This is a genomic window from Azospirillum palustre (genome assembly GCF_002573965.1).
Lineage (GTDB): Bacteria > Pseudomonadota > Alphaproteobacteria > Azospirillales > Azospirillaceae > Azospirillum > Azospirillum palustre.
The window spans coordinates 603,404-620,813 of record NZ_PDKW01000042.1; the positions used below are offsets into that span (position 1 = coordinate 603,404).

The 17,410-nt window shown below is 70.2% G+C and carries 12 protein-coding genes; 11 read left to right on the forward strand and 1 reads right to left on the reverse strand.

Translation table 11 applies throughout. From position 1 onward, the window contains the following. Window positions 1-168 precede the first annotated feature (168 nt). On the reverse strand, window positions 169-588 hold the full coding sequence (locus CRT60_RS20260; protein WP_098738326.1) for a hypothetical protein: 420 nt from the start codon (window positions 586-588) through the stop codon (window positions 169-171). A gap of 159 nt (window positions 589-747) precedes the next feature. Here CRT60_RS20260 and CRT60_RS20265 point away from each other — a divergent pair, with 159 nt between their 5' ends. The 11 genes from CRT60_RS20265 to pelF all read left to right on the forward strand — a co-directional run bounded on the left by CRT60_RS20265 (window position 748) and on the right by pelF (window position 17,409). After that, entirely contained in the window at window positions 748-2,550 is a 1,803-nt protein-coding gene (locus CRT60_RS20265; protein WP_098738327.1) for a thiamine pyrophosphate-requiring protein, read from the forward strand. Window positions 2,551-2,979: 429 nt separating this feature from the next. Continuing rightward, window positions 2,980-3,366 carry a response regulator gene (locus CRT60_RS20270; protein ID WP_098738328.1) on the forward strand — a complete coding sequence of 129 codons (387 nt, stop codon included), beginning with the start codon at window positions 2,980-2,982 and terminating at the stop codon, window positions 3,364-3,366. Window positions 3,367-3,470: 104 nt separating this feature from the next. Beyond that, window positions 3,471-4,412 carry an NAD-dependent epimerase/dehydratase family protein gene (locus tag CRT60_RS20275; RefSeq protein WP_098738329.1) on the forward strand — a complete coding sequence of 314 codons (942 nt, stop codon included), beginning with the start codon at window positions 3,471-3,473 and terminating at the stop codon, window positions 4,410-4,412. 44 nt (window positions 4,413-4,456) lie between these two features. Continuing rightward, on the forward strand, window positions 4,457-5,341 hold the full coding sequence (locus CRT60_RS20280) for a glycoside hydrolase family 191 protein (protein WP_098738330.1): 885 nt from the start codon (window positions 4,457-4,459) through the stop codon (window positions 5,339-5,341). Window positions 5,342-5,382: 41 nt separating this feature from the next. Beyond that, window positions 5,383-7,632, forward strand: a complete 2,250-nt coding sequence (locus tag CRT60_RS20285) for a polysaccharide deacetylase family protein (protein ID WP_098738331.1) — start codon at window positions 5,383-5,385, stop codon at window positions 7,630-7,632. A 7-nt stretch (window positions 7,633-7,639) separates the two neighbouring features. Then, a complete protein-coding gene (locus CRT60_RS20290) occupies window positions 7,640-10,681 on the forward strand; it encodes a tetratricopeptide repeat protein (protein ID WP_098738332.1) in 3,042 nt (1,013 codons plus the stop codon). A gap of 184 nt (window positions 10,682-10,865) precedes the next feature. Then, window positions 10,866-12,401: a tetratricopeptide repeat protein gene (locus CRT60_RS20295; RefSeq protein WP_098738333.1), complete on the forward strand. Its 1,536-nt coding sequence runs from the start codon at window positions 10,866-10,868 to the stop codon at window positions 12,399-12,401. A 62-nt stretch (window positions 12,402-12,463) separates the two neighbouring features. Beyond that, a complete protein-coding gene (locus tag CRT60_RS20300) occupies window positions 12,464-13,075 on the forward strand; it encodes a hypothetical protein (protein WP_193548451.1) in 612 nt (203 codons plus the stop codon). Window positions 13,076-13,088: 13 nt separating this feature from the next. Further along, window positions 13,089-14,486 carry a GAF domain-containing protein gene (locus tag CRT60_RS20305; RefSeq protein ID WP_098738334.1) on the forward strand — a complete coding sequence of 466 codons (1,398 nt, stop codon included), beginning with the start codon at window positions 13,089-13,091 and terminating at the stop codon, window positions 14,484-14,486. Next, on the forward strand, window positions 14,483-15,640 hold the full coding sequence (locus tag CRT60_RS20310; RefSeq protein WP_098738335.1) for a hypothetical protein: 1,158 nt from the start codon (window positions 14,483-14,485) through the stop codon (window positions 15,638-15,640). Before CRT60_RS20305 ends, CRT60_RS20310 begins: the two co-directional genes overlap by 4 nt. Next, the gene (gene pelF / locus CRT60_RS20315) at window positions 15,637-17,409 is read left to right on the forward strand and encodes a GT4 family glycosyltransferase PelF (protein ID WP_244592651.1); all 1,773 of its coding nucleotides are present in this window, start codon (window positions 15,637-15,639) and stop codon (window positions 17,407-17,409) included. The genes CRT60_RS20310 and pelF overlap by 4 nt, the downstream gene beginning before the upstream one ends. Window position 17,410: the final 1 nt, after the last annotated feature.

The following is a 17,410-nucleotide window of genomic DNA, read 5'->3' on the forward strand; positions in this document are numbered from 1 at the left end:
CGTGAAAAGCCTCCGCGCCAATGGTACTGCGTCTTAAGACGTGGGAGAGTAGGTCGCCGCCAGGTCGCTCAGGCACAAGAGACGCTTCAATCCAAAGCATGCATGCTTGCATCTTCACACTGATCGGAAACGCCCCGCCTCGAATGAGACGGGGCGTTTCGCTGTTCGTCAGCCGCCATGGAAGCCGGTCAGCCTCTCTTCGCCGCGGCCGATGTCCGGCTTGAACCGTGCCCCTTTCGCGGCTTCCACCAGCTGGTCGATGAAGCTCCGGTAGTCGTCGGCGGCCTCGCCCGGGGCTTCGCCGGTCGGTTGGACGGAGCCGGAATAGGGGGCGGCAGCCTCGGCGGCGCTGTCGTGCACGCGGAAGGCTGCGACGAAGACGGTGTCTCCCTCCGGGTTTCCTTCCCCGACATGCCGCGTGCTGCGCGACAGCTCGATCCGCCCGTCGGCATCGGCCGCGGACAGGATGGTCACGCCATGGACGGTCGTCGTGTCGCTGCGCGCGTTCGCCGCCGCATCCTGTTCGAAGGCGTGCCGCTCGTAAGCCCGTTCGAAGCTGGAGCGGTCATCGATGTTGGCCTCGGCCATCGCTGTCTCCCTGTTGCTGCAAACGATAACGCCCCGCCGGCCGGATCGGTCCGGTAGGTCGGCGGGCAAAAAAACTGCGGCCTCCGGCGAACCGATGGCGCGGCACACAGTTGAAACAGGAACGGCGGTGACATCCGAGCAGAGACAAGAGAGGCGACCATGGCTCCGAACGTCAGTGATTTCTTCTGGCAGCGGCTCTCCGAGTGGGGCGTGAAGCGGGTCTTCGGCTATCCCGGCGATGGCATCAACGGGCTGGTCGGTGCGCTCGCCCGTGCCGGCGACCGGTTCGAGTTCATCCAGCCCCGCCACGAGGAGCTGGCCGCCTTCATGGCGACGGCGCATGCCAAATACACCGGTGAGATGGGCGTCTGCCTCGCCACCTCCGGCCCCGGCGCCATCCATCTGCTGAACGGGCTGTACGATGCGAAGCTCGACCATCAGCCGGTGCTCGCCATCGTCGGCCAGCAGGCGCTGACCGCGCTGGGCGGCCAGTACCAGCAGGAGGTCGATCTCGTCTCCCTCTTCAAGGATGTGGCCGGCGAGTATGTGCAGATGGCCTCCACCCCGGCCCAGGTGCGGCACATCGTCGACCGGGCGGTGCGGATCGCCAAGGCCGAGCGCACGGTCACCTGCATCATCATGCCCAACGACCTGCAGGAGATGGACGCGGTCGAGGCCCCGGCCCGCGCCCACGGCACCATTCATTCCGGGGTCGGCTGGTCGGCCCCGGTGGTGCGTCCGGCGGAGCCCGACCTGCGCCACGCCGCCGATGTGCTGAATGCCGGCAGCAAGGTGGCGATCCTGGTCGGTGCCGGCGCGCTGAACGCCACCGACGAGGTGATCGAGATCGCCGACATCCTGGGGGCCGGCGTCGCCAAGGCGCTGCTCGGCAAGGCGGCGCTGCCGGACGATTTGCCCTTCGTCACCGGCTCCATCGGCCTGCTCGGCACCCGGCCGAGCTACGAGATGATGGTGAACTGCGACACGCTGCTGATGATCGGCTCCGGCTTCCCCTATTCGGAGTTCCTGCCGAAGGAGGGGCAGGCGCGCGGCGTGCAGATCGACATCGACCCGAAGATGCTGAGCATCCGCTATCCGATGGAGGTCAATCTGGTCGGCGACAGCGCCGGCACCCTGCGCGACCTGATCCCGCTGCTCCAGCGCAAGCAGGACCGCTCCTGGCGCGAGCGGATCGAGGCGGGCGTCGCCGACTGGTGGAAGGTGCTGGAAGCCCGCGCCATGAACGATGCGACGCCGCTGAACCCGCAGCGCGTCTTCTGGGAGCTGTCGCCGCGGCTGCCCGACGACGTGGTGATCGCCTGCGACACCGGGTCGGGCACCAACTGGTACGCCCGCGACATCAAGATCCGCCGCGGGATGAAGGCGACGCTGTGCGGCGGCCTCGCCACCATGGGGCCGGGCATGCCCTACGCCCTGGCGGCCAAGTTCGCCCATCCCGACCGTCCGGTGCTGGCCATCGTCGGCGACGGCGCCATGCAGATGAACGGCATGAACGCGCTGATCACCCTGTCGAAATACTGCAAGCAGTGGAGCGACCCGCGCTTCGTCGTTCTGGTGCTCAACAACCGTGACCTCAACCAGGTGACCTGGGAAATGCGTGCCCAGAACGGCGATCCGAAGTTCGAGGCCTCGCAGGAGCTTCCCGATTTCCCCTATGCCCGCTATGCCGAACTGCTCGGTTTCAAGGGCCTGTTCGTCGACAAGCCCGAAGACCTCGCCGCCGTCTGGGACGAGGCGATGGCGACCCGCGGGCCGGTGCTGGTCGAGGCCTACACCGATCCGAATGTCCCGCCGCTGCCGCCGCACATCACCCTGAAGAACGCCGCGGCGATGATGGCGACGCTGGCCAAGGGCGATCCGGAGGTCTGGGACATGCTGAAGGACACCGCCAAGGATCTCGTTCAGAGCTACCTGCCGCATGGTGGCGGCAAGAAAGGCTGATCTGCCGGCAGTGAGCCCGAGCTTTTCGAAACGGGGCGTCGCATAATTGTTTCGCGGGTCATTTGAATCATGACGCTCCGTCGAAAAGGGTCGATGTCGATTTTCGCAATTAGGCTAAAGATCAGACAAAAAAGATCTCATGGAGTTGGTTTGTAGATTCGGGCTCAATCCGGTCGTGGGCGCGTCATAGATGCTATGACTGCGCGTCAAAGGAGAAGGGATCTCCATCAATTCCATGAGACCAGCTCGCCAGCTGGGGTAGATCCTTATCGCGCATGGCTTGACCTGCAACCCAAAAAGGGATAGAGAGCGAACCATGCGTGAATGATGGCATTCGTGTGCAGTGCTAAGGTCGCAGCGTTGCGTCCTTCCGGATGCCGGCGATGCCGCTCACGCCATGGGGTTCGGCCACAAGGCTTGGATGGCGGAATGTTGGACACGGTCGAGAAAACGCGGACGATCCTGGTTGTCGAAGACAATGTGCTGATGCGCAAGCTCTTCGTCCGCTGCCTCGAAGAGGGCGGCTTCACCGTCGTCGAGGCGTCGGACGCCACCTCGGTGATGGATCTGATGCGCGACATGGCGCCCGATCTGGTGGTGATGGACATCGTCATGCCCGGCCTGTCCGGGCTTGAGCTTATCCGCCAGATCCGCGCCGACTCGGCCCTGGCCGCCACCCCGGTGCTGGCCGTCACCAACCTCGCCACGCCTGCGGACAAGCGCCGGCTGACCGAAGCGGGCTTCGACGGCCATGTGTCGAAGCCGATCAAGCCCAAGGAATTCCAGGCCTCCGTCGCCGGTTTCCTTTCGGCCTGATCTTTTTTGCCGCCGATTTGAGCCCGGTTCGGGATTTTTCAAATCCGGCCTCCCAAACTCCGCGTATCACGTCAAACACACGCAAAAGCGGAGGGGCCGCAGCGATGGCGCGTTATCTGGTTACCGGCGGTTGCGGATTCATCGGCTCGCACCTGATCGAGCGGCTGCTGGCGGCCGGGCACAAGGTCCGGGTGCTGGACGATCTGTCCACCGGCAAGCGTGAAAACCTGCCGGACGGCGTGCCGGTGACCGTCGGCGATGTGGCCGATGCCGATGCGGTTCGGGTGGCGATGGCCGGCGAGGACGGGGAGGGGGTGGACGGCTGTTTCCATCTGGCCGCCGTCGCCTCGGTCGACCGGTCGCGCGAGGCATGGCTGGAGACCCACCACGCCAACCTGTCCGGCACCATCGCCGTGTTCGACGCCGCCCGCAGCACGAATCCGGCCGGCCCGGTTCCGGTGATCTACGCCTCCTCCGCCGCGGTCTACGGCGACAATCCCGACATGCCGCTGACCGAGGATGCGGCGACCCGCCCGCTGTCCGCCTATGGCGCCGACAAGCTGGGCTGCGAGCTGCATGCGCGGGTGGCGGACGGGGTGCATGGCGTGCCGACCGCCGGCTTCCGCTTCTTCAACGTCTATGGCCCGCGCCAGGATCCGAAATCGCCCTATTCGGGCGTCATCTCCATCTTCGCCGGCCGCATCGCCAGGGGCGAGCCGATCACCGTCAATGGGGACGGCGAGCAGGTGCGGGATTTCATCTTTGTAAAGGATCTGGTGCGATACCTGACTGCGGCGATGGGACATCCGCAGCCGGGCGCACCGGTCTACAATGTCTGTACCGGCCGTCCGACTTCGGTCAACCGGCTGGCGGAGGTGCTGGCCGACCTGTCGGGCCGGCCGCTCGACCGGCGCTACGGTCCGGCGCGGCCGGGCGACATCCGGACATCCATCGGCGATCCCACGCGTCTGGTCGCCGCCTTCGGCATGAGCTGCGACACGCCGCTGGAAGACGGGCTGCGCCAGACGCTGGCGTGGCTGGGCTGACGGGTCCGGGTGAAAACCCGGCTGACTGATCGGGGCAGGGTGGCGTGATCGGTGGTTTGATCGGGCGGCGCGCGGTCGCTGGCGGGCTTTTGTCGGGTGCGGCGCTGCTGGCGCTGCCCAACAGGACTCTGCGGGCTGCAAGCTCCGGCCAAGCTTCCGCTGCTCCCTGGGCGGTCTATTACGCCGATGCCGCACCGCCGGCCGCCTTCCAGCCTTACCGGCTGCTGGTGCTGGACAGCAGGACCCACCCGCCGCTGCAACCGCTGGCCGACCGGGGCAAGACCCTGCTCGGCTATCTCAGCGTCGGCGAGGTCGAGACCCACCGTCCCTGGTTCGGCCGGGTGAAGGGGTGGGGCATCCTGGACCAGGAAAACCCCAACTGGCCCGGCAGCTTCTATGTCGATGTGCGCGACCGCCGCTGGGTCAAGCTGGTGGTCGAGGAACTGGTCCCCGCCATCCTGCGCGAGGGCTTCCATGGAATCTTCCTCGACACGCTCGACAACCCGCCGCATCTGGAACGCACCGACCCGAAGCGCTGGAGCGGCATGACCGACGCGGCGGCGGCGCTGGTGCGGGCCATCCGCCGCAACTGGACCGACATCGGCCTGATGCAGAACCGCGGCTATGAGATCCTGCCGCAGACCGCCCCGCTGCTGAGCCATGCGCTGGGCGAGAGCGTTTATGCCGGCTGGGATTTCGCCGCCAAGCGCCCGCACCGCCAGAGCGCCGAGGATTACCGGTTCCAGGTCGACGCGTTGAAGGCGGCCGGCGCGCTGAACCCGCAGCTCGGTCTCCACACGCTGGATTACTGGACCCCGTCCGACGCGGCGGGGGTGCGGGCGATCTACGACCTGCAACGGGCCAACGGCTTTTCGCCCTATGTCGCGACGGTCGAACTCGACCGCCTGATCCCGGAGCCGCCGCGGTGAGGGGCCGGTTCCAAGCTGGCATCCGGGCGGCAGCCCTCGCCATGCTCCTGCCCGGCGCGGCGTTTCCCGCGATTGCCGCCGGCCCGACTGCCGCTGCCGCCCCGGCTCAGCAGACCGTGCCGCGCACCATCCTTGCGCTGGTCGACCTGCGCGAGGAAAGCACGATCCGCCTCAGCCGCATCCACACGATGGCGGAACTGCCGCTGAACCATCTTGGCCTGTCGGTCGTCTACTGGAACGTCGCCGACGGGCTGCCCGACCTGTCGCGCTATCCCGACCTGCGCGGTGTCGTCACCTGGTTCGCGGGAGAGCCCTTCCCCGATGTCGGCGCCTATGTCGGCTGGGCGGCCCGCGCCATGGATCGCGGCGTCCGCTTCGCCGTGCTGGGCCAGCCGGGGGTGCGGCTGGAGCAGGGCGGCAAGCCGGTGCCGCTGGCCGTCTCCAACCGTTTCTTCGCCCGCTTCGGTCTGCGCGACGACGACGGCTATTCCGACCTGACCTACAAATCGAAGCCGGTGCTGGCCGACGGGACGATCGGTTTCGAACGGCCGCTGTCGGGGGTGCTGCCCGGCTATCCCCTGTTCCGCAAGACCGACGAGCGCTTCGCCACCCATCTGGCGATGCGGCGCGGCGACGATCCGGCCAGCGACAGCCATCTGGTGGTCACCGGCCCCTCCGGCGGTCTGGTGAGCGAGGGGTACGCCCGCCATTTCGACGCCGAATACAACCGGCGCCAATGGATCGTCGATCCCTTCGCCTTCTTCCGCGACAGCTTCGCCACCGACGATCTGCCGAAGCCCGACGTGACCACCCTGTCCGGGCGGCGGCTCTATTTCAGCCACATCGACGGCGACGGCTGGCGCAACGTGACGGAGGTGGCGCCCTATGCCGCCCGCCGCGTGCTGTCCGCCGACATGGTGCGCACCGCCGCCATCGAGCCCTTTCCCGACCTGCCGGTCAGCGTCGCCCCCATCGTCGGCGATCTCGACCCGACCTGGAAGGGCACGCCGGAATCGCTGGCGGCGGCCAAGGCGCTGTTCGCCCTGCCGCAGGTCGAGCCGTCCAGCCACACCTGGACCCACCCCTTCCAATGGGCCTTCTTCAAGGATTACAGCCGGCAGGCCGAGGCGCCCTTCCTCGACCGCGACGGCAGCCGCAAGCCCGGAAAAAGCGCCGGAAAGGATGACGACCATGCGGCGGAGGAAGCGGGCGAAGTGTCGGACATCGGCCGCTATGCCGTGCCGCGCGCCTATCTGCAGCAGCCCTTTGACCTCGACCAGGAGATCGGTGGCGCTCTCGACTATTTCACCCGGCTGGCTCCCGCCGGCAAGCGGGCGGTGCTGGTGCAATGGTCGGGCGACACCTCACCCTTCGAGGCGGCGCTGGCGGCGGTGCGCAAGGCCGGCGGGGTCAACATCAACGGCGGCGACGCGCGGTTCGACGCCGATTTCCCGTCCATCACCGGCCTGCCGCCCATCGGCCTGCCGGTTGGGGCGGAACGCCAGATCTACGCCGCCGGCAGCAACGAGAACACCTACACCGACCTGTGGACCAGCCGCTTCTACGGCTACCGCAATCTGGTCAACACCATGCGGCATGCCGGCAGCCCGCTGCGGCTGAAGCCTTTCAACGTCTATTACCACATGTACACCGGCCAGAAGCCGGCCAGCCTGAACGCGCTCGTCTCGGTGCTGACCGCCGCGCAAGGGCAGGAGCTGGCGCCGGTCGCCGCCTCCACCTACGCCCGCATCGCCGAGGGCTATTACACCACCCGCTTCGAGCCGCTGGACGGCCAGGGAGGCGGGCGGCGCTGGCGCGTGCGCGACCGCGGGGCGCTGAACACGCTGCGCTTCGACCATGCCAGCGCCGACGCCGTCGATTTCACCCGCTCCAGCGGCGTGCTGGGCCAGCGCCACAGCCAGGGCAGCCTCTATGTGGCGCTCGACCCGGCGGTGGCGGAGCCGGTGGTGGCGCTGGCGGAGGCGCCCCGCGCCGACCGCGACCCGCCTGCCGCCATGCCCTATCTGGTGCAGGGGCGCTGGGCCTTCTCGGCCTTCGCGCCGGACGATCACGGCTTCCACGTCGCCGCCAGCGGTTACGGTGCGGGCGGCATGGTCTGGCAGATGCCGCGGCCCGGCCGCTGGACCGTTACGGCGGAACGCAACGGCACCCGGCTGTGGTCGGGCAGCGCCAGCGCGGATGCCGACGGCCGGCTGGCGCTGACCGTGCCGGTGCCTGCCATCGCGCCGCTGCTGCTGCGCTTCCGTGCCGCCGACGGCGCGGCGGGGTAGGGCGGCCATGCGCGCGAACCTCCTCGTCGTCCTGCTGATCCTGCTGGCCGGCATCGGCGCCAGCCTGCTGCTGATCCCGCACAGCGCCGAGCTGGCGCTGCAGAAATTCCGCGACCGCGATTACGACAGCGCCCGCGACGCCTACGAGCAGCGCTATGCCGCCGGCGACCGCAGCGGCGCCACGGTGATGCCGTTGACCCGCCTGACTCTGGCCCAGGGCGACGTCGAGCGCGCCATCGAGCTGACCGAGGGGTTCCTTGCCGCCGAGCCGTCCTCCGTCGAGGCCCGCGAGCTGCTCGACCGTCTCTATCAGGATGCGCAGCGGCCGGGCGACCGGCTGGAGAACCTGAAGGCGCTGGCGGAGATGCGCAACAGCGCCGACCTGTTCCGCGAGCTGGCCTATGCCGCCGGCTTCCGCAACCGGATGGCGATGAGGGCCGAGGCGCTGGTCCGCTACTGCACCCTGCGGCCGGAGGATGTCGAGGCCCAGCAGGAGCTGGCGGCGCTGCTGGCCGCGCGCGGCGATCCTGCCGGCGCGGTGGACTGGCTGCTGCGCGCCGACGACCGCGCCACGGGCAACATCCAGCCCGACAGCCGGGAGCTGCTGATGAGCCTGCTGATCGACCTCGACCGCGAGGACGAGGCCTATGAGCGCGCCCGGCGCTGGCTGGGCGAGCAGCCGACCGTCGCCGACATGATCGGTCTGGCGAGCCAGCTTGCCGCGGCATCGCGTCCCGATCTCGGGCTGCGGCTGATTGAACCGCAGGTGACCGGGCCACAGGTGATTGGGCCGCAGGGGAATGGCCGTGCGCATGAACTGGCGCTGGAGCTGACCTACATCGACCTGCTGATCGCCGCCGACCGGCGCGAGCAGGCGCGGGCCCGCCTGTCGGCGCTGTCCGGTCCGGTGGAGGATGCCCAGTTCGGCCGGCTGCTGGCGCTGGAGGTGAATGCCGGCATGCCGCGCGCGGCGCTGGAGGCGACCAGGGGGCGCGACCTGCGTCTGGTGCCCGACTGGGTCCTGGCCGGGCTGGCGGAAACCGCGCTGCGCGACGGCGACCAGGCCTTCCCCGACCGCCTCTACCGCGAGCTGGGCGACGGGTTCCTCGACGATTACCCGATCCTGGCGGCCAACATCGCGCTCGGCCGCGGCGACCCCGCCGCCGCTGCGGGGTGGGCGGAGCGTGCGCTGGCCGGCGACGGGCTGGCGGGCAAGGGACTGACGATGGGCGACCGGCTGGGCGCCATCCGCATCCTCGACCGCACCGGCCACCGCGCCGCCGCGGTCGCCGCCTTCGACCGGCTGCCGCTGTCGGGCACCGTGCCGGAGGACGTGCTGGAGGAGCTGGCCGCCCTGTTCATCGACTTCGACCGCGCCCCAGCCGGTCTCGCCTGGTTCACCGCAAGGCGGCAGGCCACGCCGTCTCCGGCCGCCGCCCAGGGCTGGGCGCGGCTGGCCGCCAAGTCTGGCGATCCCGCCGCGGTCGCCGATTGGCTGGCCGGTCAGCCCAAGCTGCCGCTTGCGCTGTTGCAGGACATCGCCGGCAGCGCTGCCGAACGCGCTTCCGCAAATCCCGCCGCAAATCGCCCCGCCGCCGCCCTGGCGCTGGCCGCCGCCCAGCGCGCCTTCGCGCTCGACCCCTCGCCGCGCAGCCGTCTGGCGCTGGCCGGCGCATTGACCGCCAGCGGCAAGCCGGCCGACGCGCTGCCGCTGCTGGCGCCTCTGCTCGACGGCGGCGGTGCGGAGGTTGAGGCCGCCTACATCGCAGCACTCGACGGTGCCGGCCGGTCGGAGGAGCTGGCCCGCCACCTGACCGCCAAGCTGGCGCGTGGAAACCTCTCGGACGCGGACCAGCAGGCCATCGTCACCATGCTGCTCGACCACAAGGCCTATCGCGCGGCGTTGCCGCTGCTGCGGGCCTGGGCGGAGCGCCAAGGGGGAGAGTGGCTGAGCGTCTATGCCGATGCCGCTGTCAAAGCTGACGCGCTGCCCGATCTCGCCGCCCTTCTGCAAGGCCGCGCCGCCGCCGCGCCGCTGGCCGAGGCGGAGGATTCGCTCTACCGCGACACGCTGACCAGGCTGGGGCGCAAGGCCGACCTGCGCCGCTATCTGCTGGCCCGCGCCACCGACGACCGCCTGCCGGCCGACCGGCGGCGGGAGCCGGTTTCGGCGCTGCTGGCGCTCGGCGACAAGGCGGGGGCCGAGCAGGCTCTGCAACGGCTGGCCGCCGGGCAGGGGCCGCAGAGCGAGGATTTCAGGCAGCTGGCCTATCTCTGGGGACCGCGTCCGCCAGCGTCCGGGCTGGACTGGATCGAGGCGCGGGCCAAGGCCGCCGGCAGCCCGGCCGAGCAGGCCGCATGGTACGAGCGCCTCGCCGACTATGGCGGCGGCCGGCGCGTCATCGCCGGGCTCGGTGGACAAGGGCTTGGCGGGCAAGGCGCCGCCCCGGCCCTGAAAACCCCCTACATCGAGGCGCTGGCGGCGGCCGGCAAGGGCAAGGAGCTGGCGGCGGCCGTGCGCGCCGCCTTGGCCGACGAGGCCGCCCCGGACCGGCTGCGCCGCTATGCCCGCCTCGCCGAGCAGACCGGCCAGCGTGCCGCCGCCTCGCAGGCCTGGACCGCGCTGCTGGCGCGCAAGCCGGACGACGCCGACGCGCTGCGGCAACTGGGCATGCTGGCCTATGACGAGAACCGCCTCGCCGACGCCGAACGCCTGCTGCGCCGCTACGTCGCCGCCGGCCCCGACGATTACGAAGCGCATTACTTCCTGGGCGAGGCGCTGACCGCGTTGAAGCGCCCGACCGTTGCGATCCCCTTCTACCGCACCGCCCTGTCACAGCTCCGCGCCCGCGCCACGCGCGGCGACGCGGCGATCCAGACGGAGGCGAACCTGCTGAACCGGCTGGGCAAGGTGGACGACGCCGTGGCGCTGTTCGAGGGCCTGCGCAAGCGCCGCCCGGCCGACCGCCAGTTGAAGGCCGACTACGCATCGATGCTGATCGAGAACGGACGACTGCCGGAGGCCCGCCGTGTCCTGGCCCTTCCGTGATCGCCTTCGGGCCGTTCCCGAAAAACGCCCTCTCCCGCCCCGGGAGGGTGAGGGGACCCGCGCCGGAGGCGCGGGGAGGGTGAGGGGCATTCCAAGAATCCTGAACCGCATGGCTCCTCGCATCACCCCTCACCCTTCCCATGCTCCGCATGGGCCCCTTCCCTCTCCCGGGGCGGGAGAGGGGGTGAAGTGGTTTGCCGCCCTCCTTACCCTCCTTCTCCTCGCCACCCCCGCCCACGCCCAACCGGTCAGGGTCGAGGCCGTGCGCGGGAACAGCACCGCCCGCTTCGCCTTGCATTGGTCCGGCACCGTCGCCACCGAAACCCAGCGCGATGGCCGCGAACTGGTGCTTCGCTTCAGCCGTCCGCTTGGTGACGTCGCGCTCGAACGTGTGCCGGAGCGGCTGGAATCCTGGGTCGACAACATCCTCTACGGCTACGACAGCGTCGTGCTGGTGCTCGGCCCCGGTGTCGAGGCGGCGGTCGCCACCGACCCCACAGGATTCAGCGTCGCACTGACGCGCTCCCCCGCCGCCGTTCCGACACGTGAAGCGCAGGCCGCCGACCGCGCCGCCCAGCGCCGCCTCGACTATTTCCGCGCGCTGGCGCTGATGGAGGGCGGCGATGTCCGCCCGGCGCGCACCCTGCTGCGCGACCTGCTGGAGCAGGATCCGAAGGACGCCCAGTCCACCGCCCTGCTGGCCCAGGCGGAGGAGCGGCTCGGCCGCTGGCGCGACGCGATCATGGCCTATGACACGGCGCTGGAACTGACGCCCGACGAGCCGTCACTGGTCCGGGGCAAGGCGCTGCTCCTGCACGAGACGGCCGACCGCAGCCGCCTCGACCTCGACTGGCAGAAGGTGCGCAACGCCGACATGCAGCGCATCGCCCGCTTCAGCGGCGTTCAGGAGCTTGGCCGCTCCACCAGCCTGACCTGGGCGCTGGAGCGCCGCGAGGTCGATGTCGAGTCCGCCCGCCGCGGTGACGGCCGGCTGGAGCCGTTCCATGGCGCCCGCTCCCGGCTGGAGGCGGCGCTGCTCCATGACTGGCCGGAGCTGGAGCGCTCCACCCTGTCCCTTTATGCCGCCCCGCGGACGCTCGGCGCCGGCTACGGCCATCTCTGGCGCGGCGACGAGTCCGAGACCCGCGCCGGCTTCGCCTGGAGCGAGCCGAGCTTCGCCTTCCTGGAGGGGATCGTCGATGGCGGCCGGCGCGACCGCCTGTTCGTCCAGCACGAGAACCGGCTGTCCGACCGCTGGTCGCTGTCGCTCGGCGCCGGCTACAACCGCTATGGGCTGTCCGGCGAGGCCGATCTGGCGCGCAGCGCCACGCTGGAGGGATTGCTGCGCTACACGCTGAACGCCGTCGGCCCGCTGGCCAGCGTCGCCTATGTGCTCGATGCCGAATATGTGGCGCACCGGGAAGAGCGGCAGGACGCGAATGGCCAGCCCTATGTCCCGCTGCCGGCGGCGACCCGCGAGGTCCATGCGTTGCAGTTCAATGTCGAGGATTACCTGACCGACTATGTCCGCTATGCGGCGCAGATCGGCTACGCCTACGACCGGCGGGGCCGCAGCGGACCCCAGGGGGCCATCTCGCTGGGATGGGAGCCGGCGGACACTCTGGAACTGGGATTCCGCGCCAGCCACGCCCGCTCCACCGCGCGCGGCACGGCCAGCGCGGTGAACAGCGCCGGTGTCACCCTGGTCTGGCGCTATTGACGGTGTGTCAACTCTTTATGGTTAAAAAAGGTGGACGAGAGATGCGGCAGACGGGTGCGGGGATGATGGGTAAAGGCGCGCGAGGCTATGCGGCGCTGCTGGCGGCCGGACTGCTGCTGGCGGGGTGCAGCTTTGGCAGGATCAACAGCCGCGACTTCGCCCAGCCGGGCGGGGCGCTGCCGGCCGGCTCGACCGTCGCCGTCCTGCCTTTCGAGAATCTGACCAACCACCCCAATGCCGGCCAGATCGCCGCCGACATCGTCTCCACCGAACTCTACGGCGTCGAGGGCCTCCGCACGGTTGAGGTCGGCCGGGTCCGCAGCCGCCTGTCCGCCGGCAAGCCGGCCGCCGATGCCGCCTCCACCGCCACCGCCGACGGGCAGCCCGACGCCGCCCCGCCGGATGCCCAGGCCGCCGGCCGGACGCTGGGCGTCGATGCGGTGCTGGCCGGCAGCGTGTCGGAATACGGCTACCAGCATGGCCTGCGCGAGGAGCCGGTGGTCGGCCTGAACGCCCGGCTGGTGCGGGTGTCGGACGGCGCCGTCCTCTGGACCTCCAGCCAGTCGGAGGCCGGCCGCGGCTATTTCAGCCGCGACAGCGTCAACAACGTCGCCCAGCGCGTGGCGACCCGCATGATCGACAGCCTGCGGCCTGTCGTCGCCGCCCCCCGCTGAGGCCCGGACACGCATGAGCAGCCTGCCGAGCCCGCCCCCCGCCGACAGCGCTTCGCCCCGCCGCTGGCTCGGCCTGCGGCCGGTCGCCCTGCTGGAGCTGCTGCTGTTCTTCGGCGTGGCGCTGGGGCTGGACGGCTGGCTCGGCGGCGGGCTGCGCTTCGAGGGGGTGCAGCCGCATCCCTTCTGGATCCCGGTCCTGCTGCTGGCGATCCAGTACGGCACCAACGAGGGGGTGCTGGCGGCGCTGGCGGCGTCGGCGGCGCTGCGGCTCGGCAACATGCCCGATGCCGGGATCGGGCAGGACCTCTACGACCATCTCTTCACCCTGACGCGCGAGCCGATCCTCTGGCTGGTCGCCGCCGTGCTGTTCGGCGAGCTGCGGATGCGCCAGCTGCGCGAGCGCGAGGATCTCCGCGCCGGCCTTGCCACCGCCCGGCAGGAGGCCGAGGCCATCGCCCGCTCCTACCGCGCGCTGAAATCGGTGAAGGAAAGCCTGGAGACCCGCGTCGCCGGCCAGCTGCGCACCGTCTTCACCCTCTATCAGGCCGCCAAGTCCATCGACCATCTCGATGAGGGCGAGGTGATGCTGGGCATCGCCGACCTCGTCCGCACCGTCATGAAGCCGGAGAAATTCTCGCTGTTCCTGCTGAACAACGACGTCCTGGAATCGGTGACGAACGAGGGCTGGGACGACGACACCGACAGCTACGCCCGCTGGTTCGACAGCGGCACGCCGCTGTTCCAGACCGTGATCGCCCGCCAGCGCCAGCTTTGCGTCAACCGGGCCGACGACGAGCGCGTGCTCGCCGGCGAAGGCGTGATGGCCGGCCCGCTGATCAGCGCCGACACCGGCGAGGTGCTGGGCATGGTGAAGATCGAAAGCCTGGGCTTCACCGACCTCAGCGTCAACACGGTCGAGAATTTCCGCATCCTGTGCGAATGGATCGGCACCGCGATGGCGAAGGCGCGCCAGTACCGCACCGCCAGCGAACAGCGGGTCTTCACCGACGAGGCGCTTTATTCCTCCAGCTACATCGGCCGGCAGGCGGAGTTCCTCGCCCTGCTCGGCCGCCGCATGGGCTTCGAGACCACCGCCATCACCATCCGCCCGACCGGCCTGTCGCGCCTGTCGGTGGCCCAGCGCGCCGACCTTGCCGCCGCCATCGGCGAGGCGGTGCGCGGCAGCCTGCGCGACACCGACCTCGCCTGCGACTTCGGCCATCAGGGCACGTCCTTCGGCGTGGTCCTGGCCGGCACGCCGCTGGAGGGCGCCAGGCAGGTGGAGGCGAAGCTGGAGCGTGCGGTGCGCCAAGCACTGCCCGCCGGCCTCTCCACCATCCCCATCGGCTTCGTCACCCGCCGCATCGATCCGCCGGCCCCCGCGGCCGGGCAAACGGTGGGGGCGGGATGAGCAAGTCAACCCCCGACCTTTCCGATCCAGACCTTTCCGATCCCGCCGTCCTGCTGCCGGGCGAGCGTCCGGCCGCCGGCGCGGCCGAGCTGGCGGCGGTGGCGCTGGCCGCCGGGCTGCTCGATGCCGCGGCGCTGGCGCCCGGCCTGACCGCAAGTCCCTATGCCGTACCGCTGGCCGCGGCGCTGCATCTGCTGCTCTGCGCCCTGGTCGGCCTGTGGGTGCGCGGCCGGGTGCTGCGCGGGCGCGACCTGCGGCTGGCCGGTCTGCTGCTGGTCACCATCGTTCCGCTGGGGCCGCTGGGCGCCGCCTGCACGCTGATGACCGCGGCGCTGCTGGCGCTGTTCAGCCGCTATGCCACCGGCTTTCAGGACTGGTATCTCTCGCTCTTCCCCGACAGCGAGACCGGCCCGGCGCAGGAGCTGTACGAGCTGATCGTGACCGGCCGCGAGAACGCCCATCTGGTAGCCGGCGACTCCTTCACCGACGTGATGTCGGTCGGCTCGCCGCAGCAGAAGCAGGCGGTGATCGCCCTGGTCGCCCGTCATTTCCGCCCGGCCTTCACCCCCGCCCTGAAGGCCGGGCTGGCCGACGCCGACCCGTCGGTCCGCGTCCAGGCCGCCACCGCCACCGCGCGGGTGGAGCATGAGTTCAACGAGCGCTGGCTGGCGCTCGACCATGCCGCCCGCAGCCGTCCCGACGATGCCGCCAGCCTTGCGGGGCTCGCCCGCCATCTCGACGACTATGCCTTCTGCGGCCTGCTCGATTCCAACCGCGAGGCGGAGATCCGCGACAAAGCGCTGGAGGGCTATCGGCGCAGCCTGGATCTGGCCCCCGATGACGATGGCATCCGCCACGACCTGGGCCGGTTGCTCCTGCGCTGCGGGCTGGCGGCGGAGGCGGCGGAAAGGCTGGAACCGATGATCGACCGCACGCCCGACCGCCGCATCCTGTTCTGGTATGCGGAGAGCCTGTTCCGGCTCGGCCGCTTCGCCGATCTGCGGGCGCTGCCGGCCCGGCGGCCCGACCAGCTGGGCGACAGGGCGGAACTGCCCGACACGCTGCGCGACGTCTTCGCCCTCTGGCGCGGCGATGTGGGGCGCGACGATGCGCCGGCCGCCGCGGGCAGCGCCGGACGGGAGCTGGCCGCATGAACCGCGCCCCATCCCTGCCGGAAGCTCCCCACGCCCCCAGGGCGGATGTCTGCCTGCTGATGGAGGGATCCTATCCCTATGTCGCGGGCGGCGTGTCGACCTGGACCCATGACCTGATCCGGTCCCATTCCGACCTGACCTTCCACATCGTGGCGCTGGTCGCCGACCGTGGCGCCCGCAAGCTCGCCTACGAACTGCCGCCGAATGTCACCGGCCTGACCCATGTCTATCTTCAGGATCCGCCCGCCGGCTGGCGCTGGCAGCCCGGCACCGGCCGGCTGCTGAAGGAGCTGGAAAAGCCGCTGGCTCGCCTGCAACAGGGGGGCGGGCTGGCCGAGGTGGCGGAGGTTCTGCGGCTGCTGGCCCCCCGGCGCGGCCGGATCGGCAAACGGGCGCTGCTGAACTCCGAGGACGCCTTCCAGATGGTGGTGCGCATGTGCAGGGCCGCCCTGCCGGACGCCTCCTTCCTCGAATATTTCTGGGGCAGCCGGGCGTTGATGAGCGGGCTGTTCGCCACGCTGCTGGTGCCGATGCCGCAGGCCGGGGTCTATCATGCCGTCTCCACCGGCTATGCCGGGCTGTTCGCCGCGCGGGCCCGGCTGGAAACCGGCCGGCCGGCGCTGCTGACCGAACACGGCATCTACACCAACGAACGGCGCATCGAGATCCTGATGGCCGAATGGCTGTTCGAGGGGGCCGACACCTCGCTGGCGCTCGACAAGAAGAAGCGCGACCTGCGCGACCTGTGGCTGGACACCTTCGCCAGCTATTCCAAGGCCTGCTACGACGCCTGCGACCGCATCATCACGCTCTATGGCGGAAACCAGGAGTTCCAGCGCCGCCAGGGCGCCGATCCGGCCAAGCTGACGATCGTTCCCAACGGCATCGACTATGCCGGTTATTCCCAGGTGCAGCGCGATTCCACGCCGCGCCCGCCGACCATCGCCCTGATCGGCCGCGTCGTGCCGATCAAGGACGTAAAGACCTATGTCCGGGCGGCCGCCATCCTGCGCGAGGACATCCCCGATTTGAAGGCGATGATCCTCGGGCCGCTGGAGGAGGATCCCGGCTATGTCGAGGAATGCCGCAGCATCGTGAAGCATCTGGGGCTGGAGCAGACGGTGATCTTCGCCGGCCGGGTCAAACTGACCGACTGGCTGGGCAGGATCGACGCCATCGCCCTGACCAGCGTCAGCGAGGCGCAGCCGCTGGTGATCCTGGAGGCCGGGGCATCGGGCGTGCCGACGGTGGCGACCGACGTCGGGTCCTGCTCCGAGCTGCTGATGGGCCGTCCGGACGAGGTGCCGCCGCTGGGGCCGGGCGGGGCGGTGACGCCGCTCGCCAGCCCGCTCGACACCGCGCGGGAACTGCGCGCCCTGCTGCTCGACCGCGCGTGGCGCGACCGCTGCGCCCAGGCCATCGCCCGGCGTGTCGCCCAGTCCTACGACAAGGTCGCCATCGACCGCGTCTACCGCGCCATCTACGACGAGCACATCGCCATGCCGACGCGGCCGACGAATATGGCTCCCTCTCCCGTCCCGGGAGAGGGAAGGGGCCCGCCGCGAAGCGGTGGGAAGGGTGAGGGGTTAGGCACGGAGCCAAGCGGTTCGGGAGTCTTGGATCACCCCTCACCCTCCCCACTTCGTGGGTCCCCTCCCTCTCCCGGGGCTCTCAGCGGATCTGCGATCCGCCTGACGCCGTCAGCACAAACGAAGTTTGTGCGAGAGGCGGGAGAGGGCGTTTGTCGTCACCTGAAGGGAGCCGCCTGAG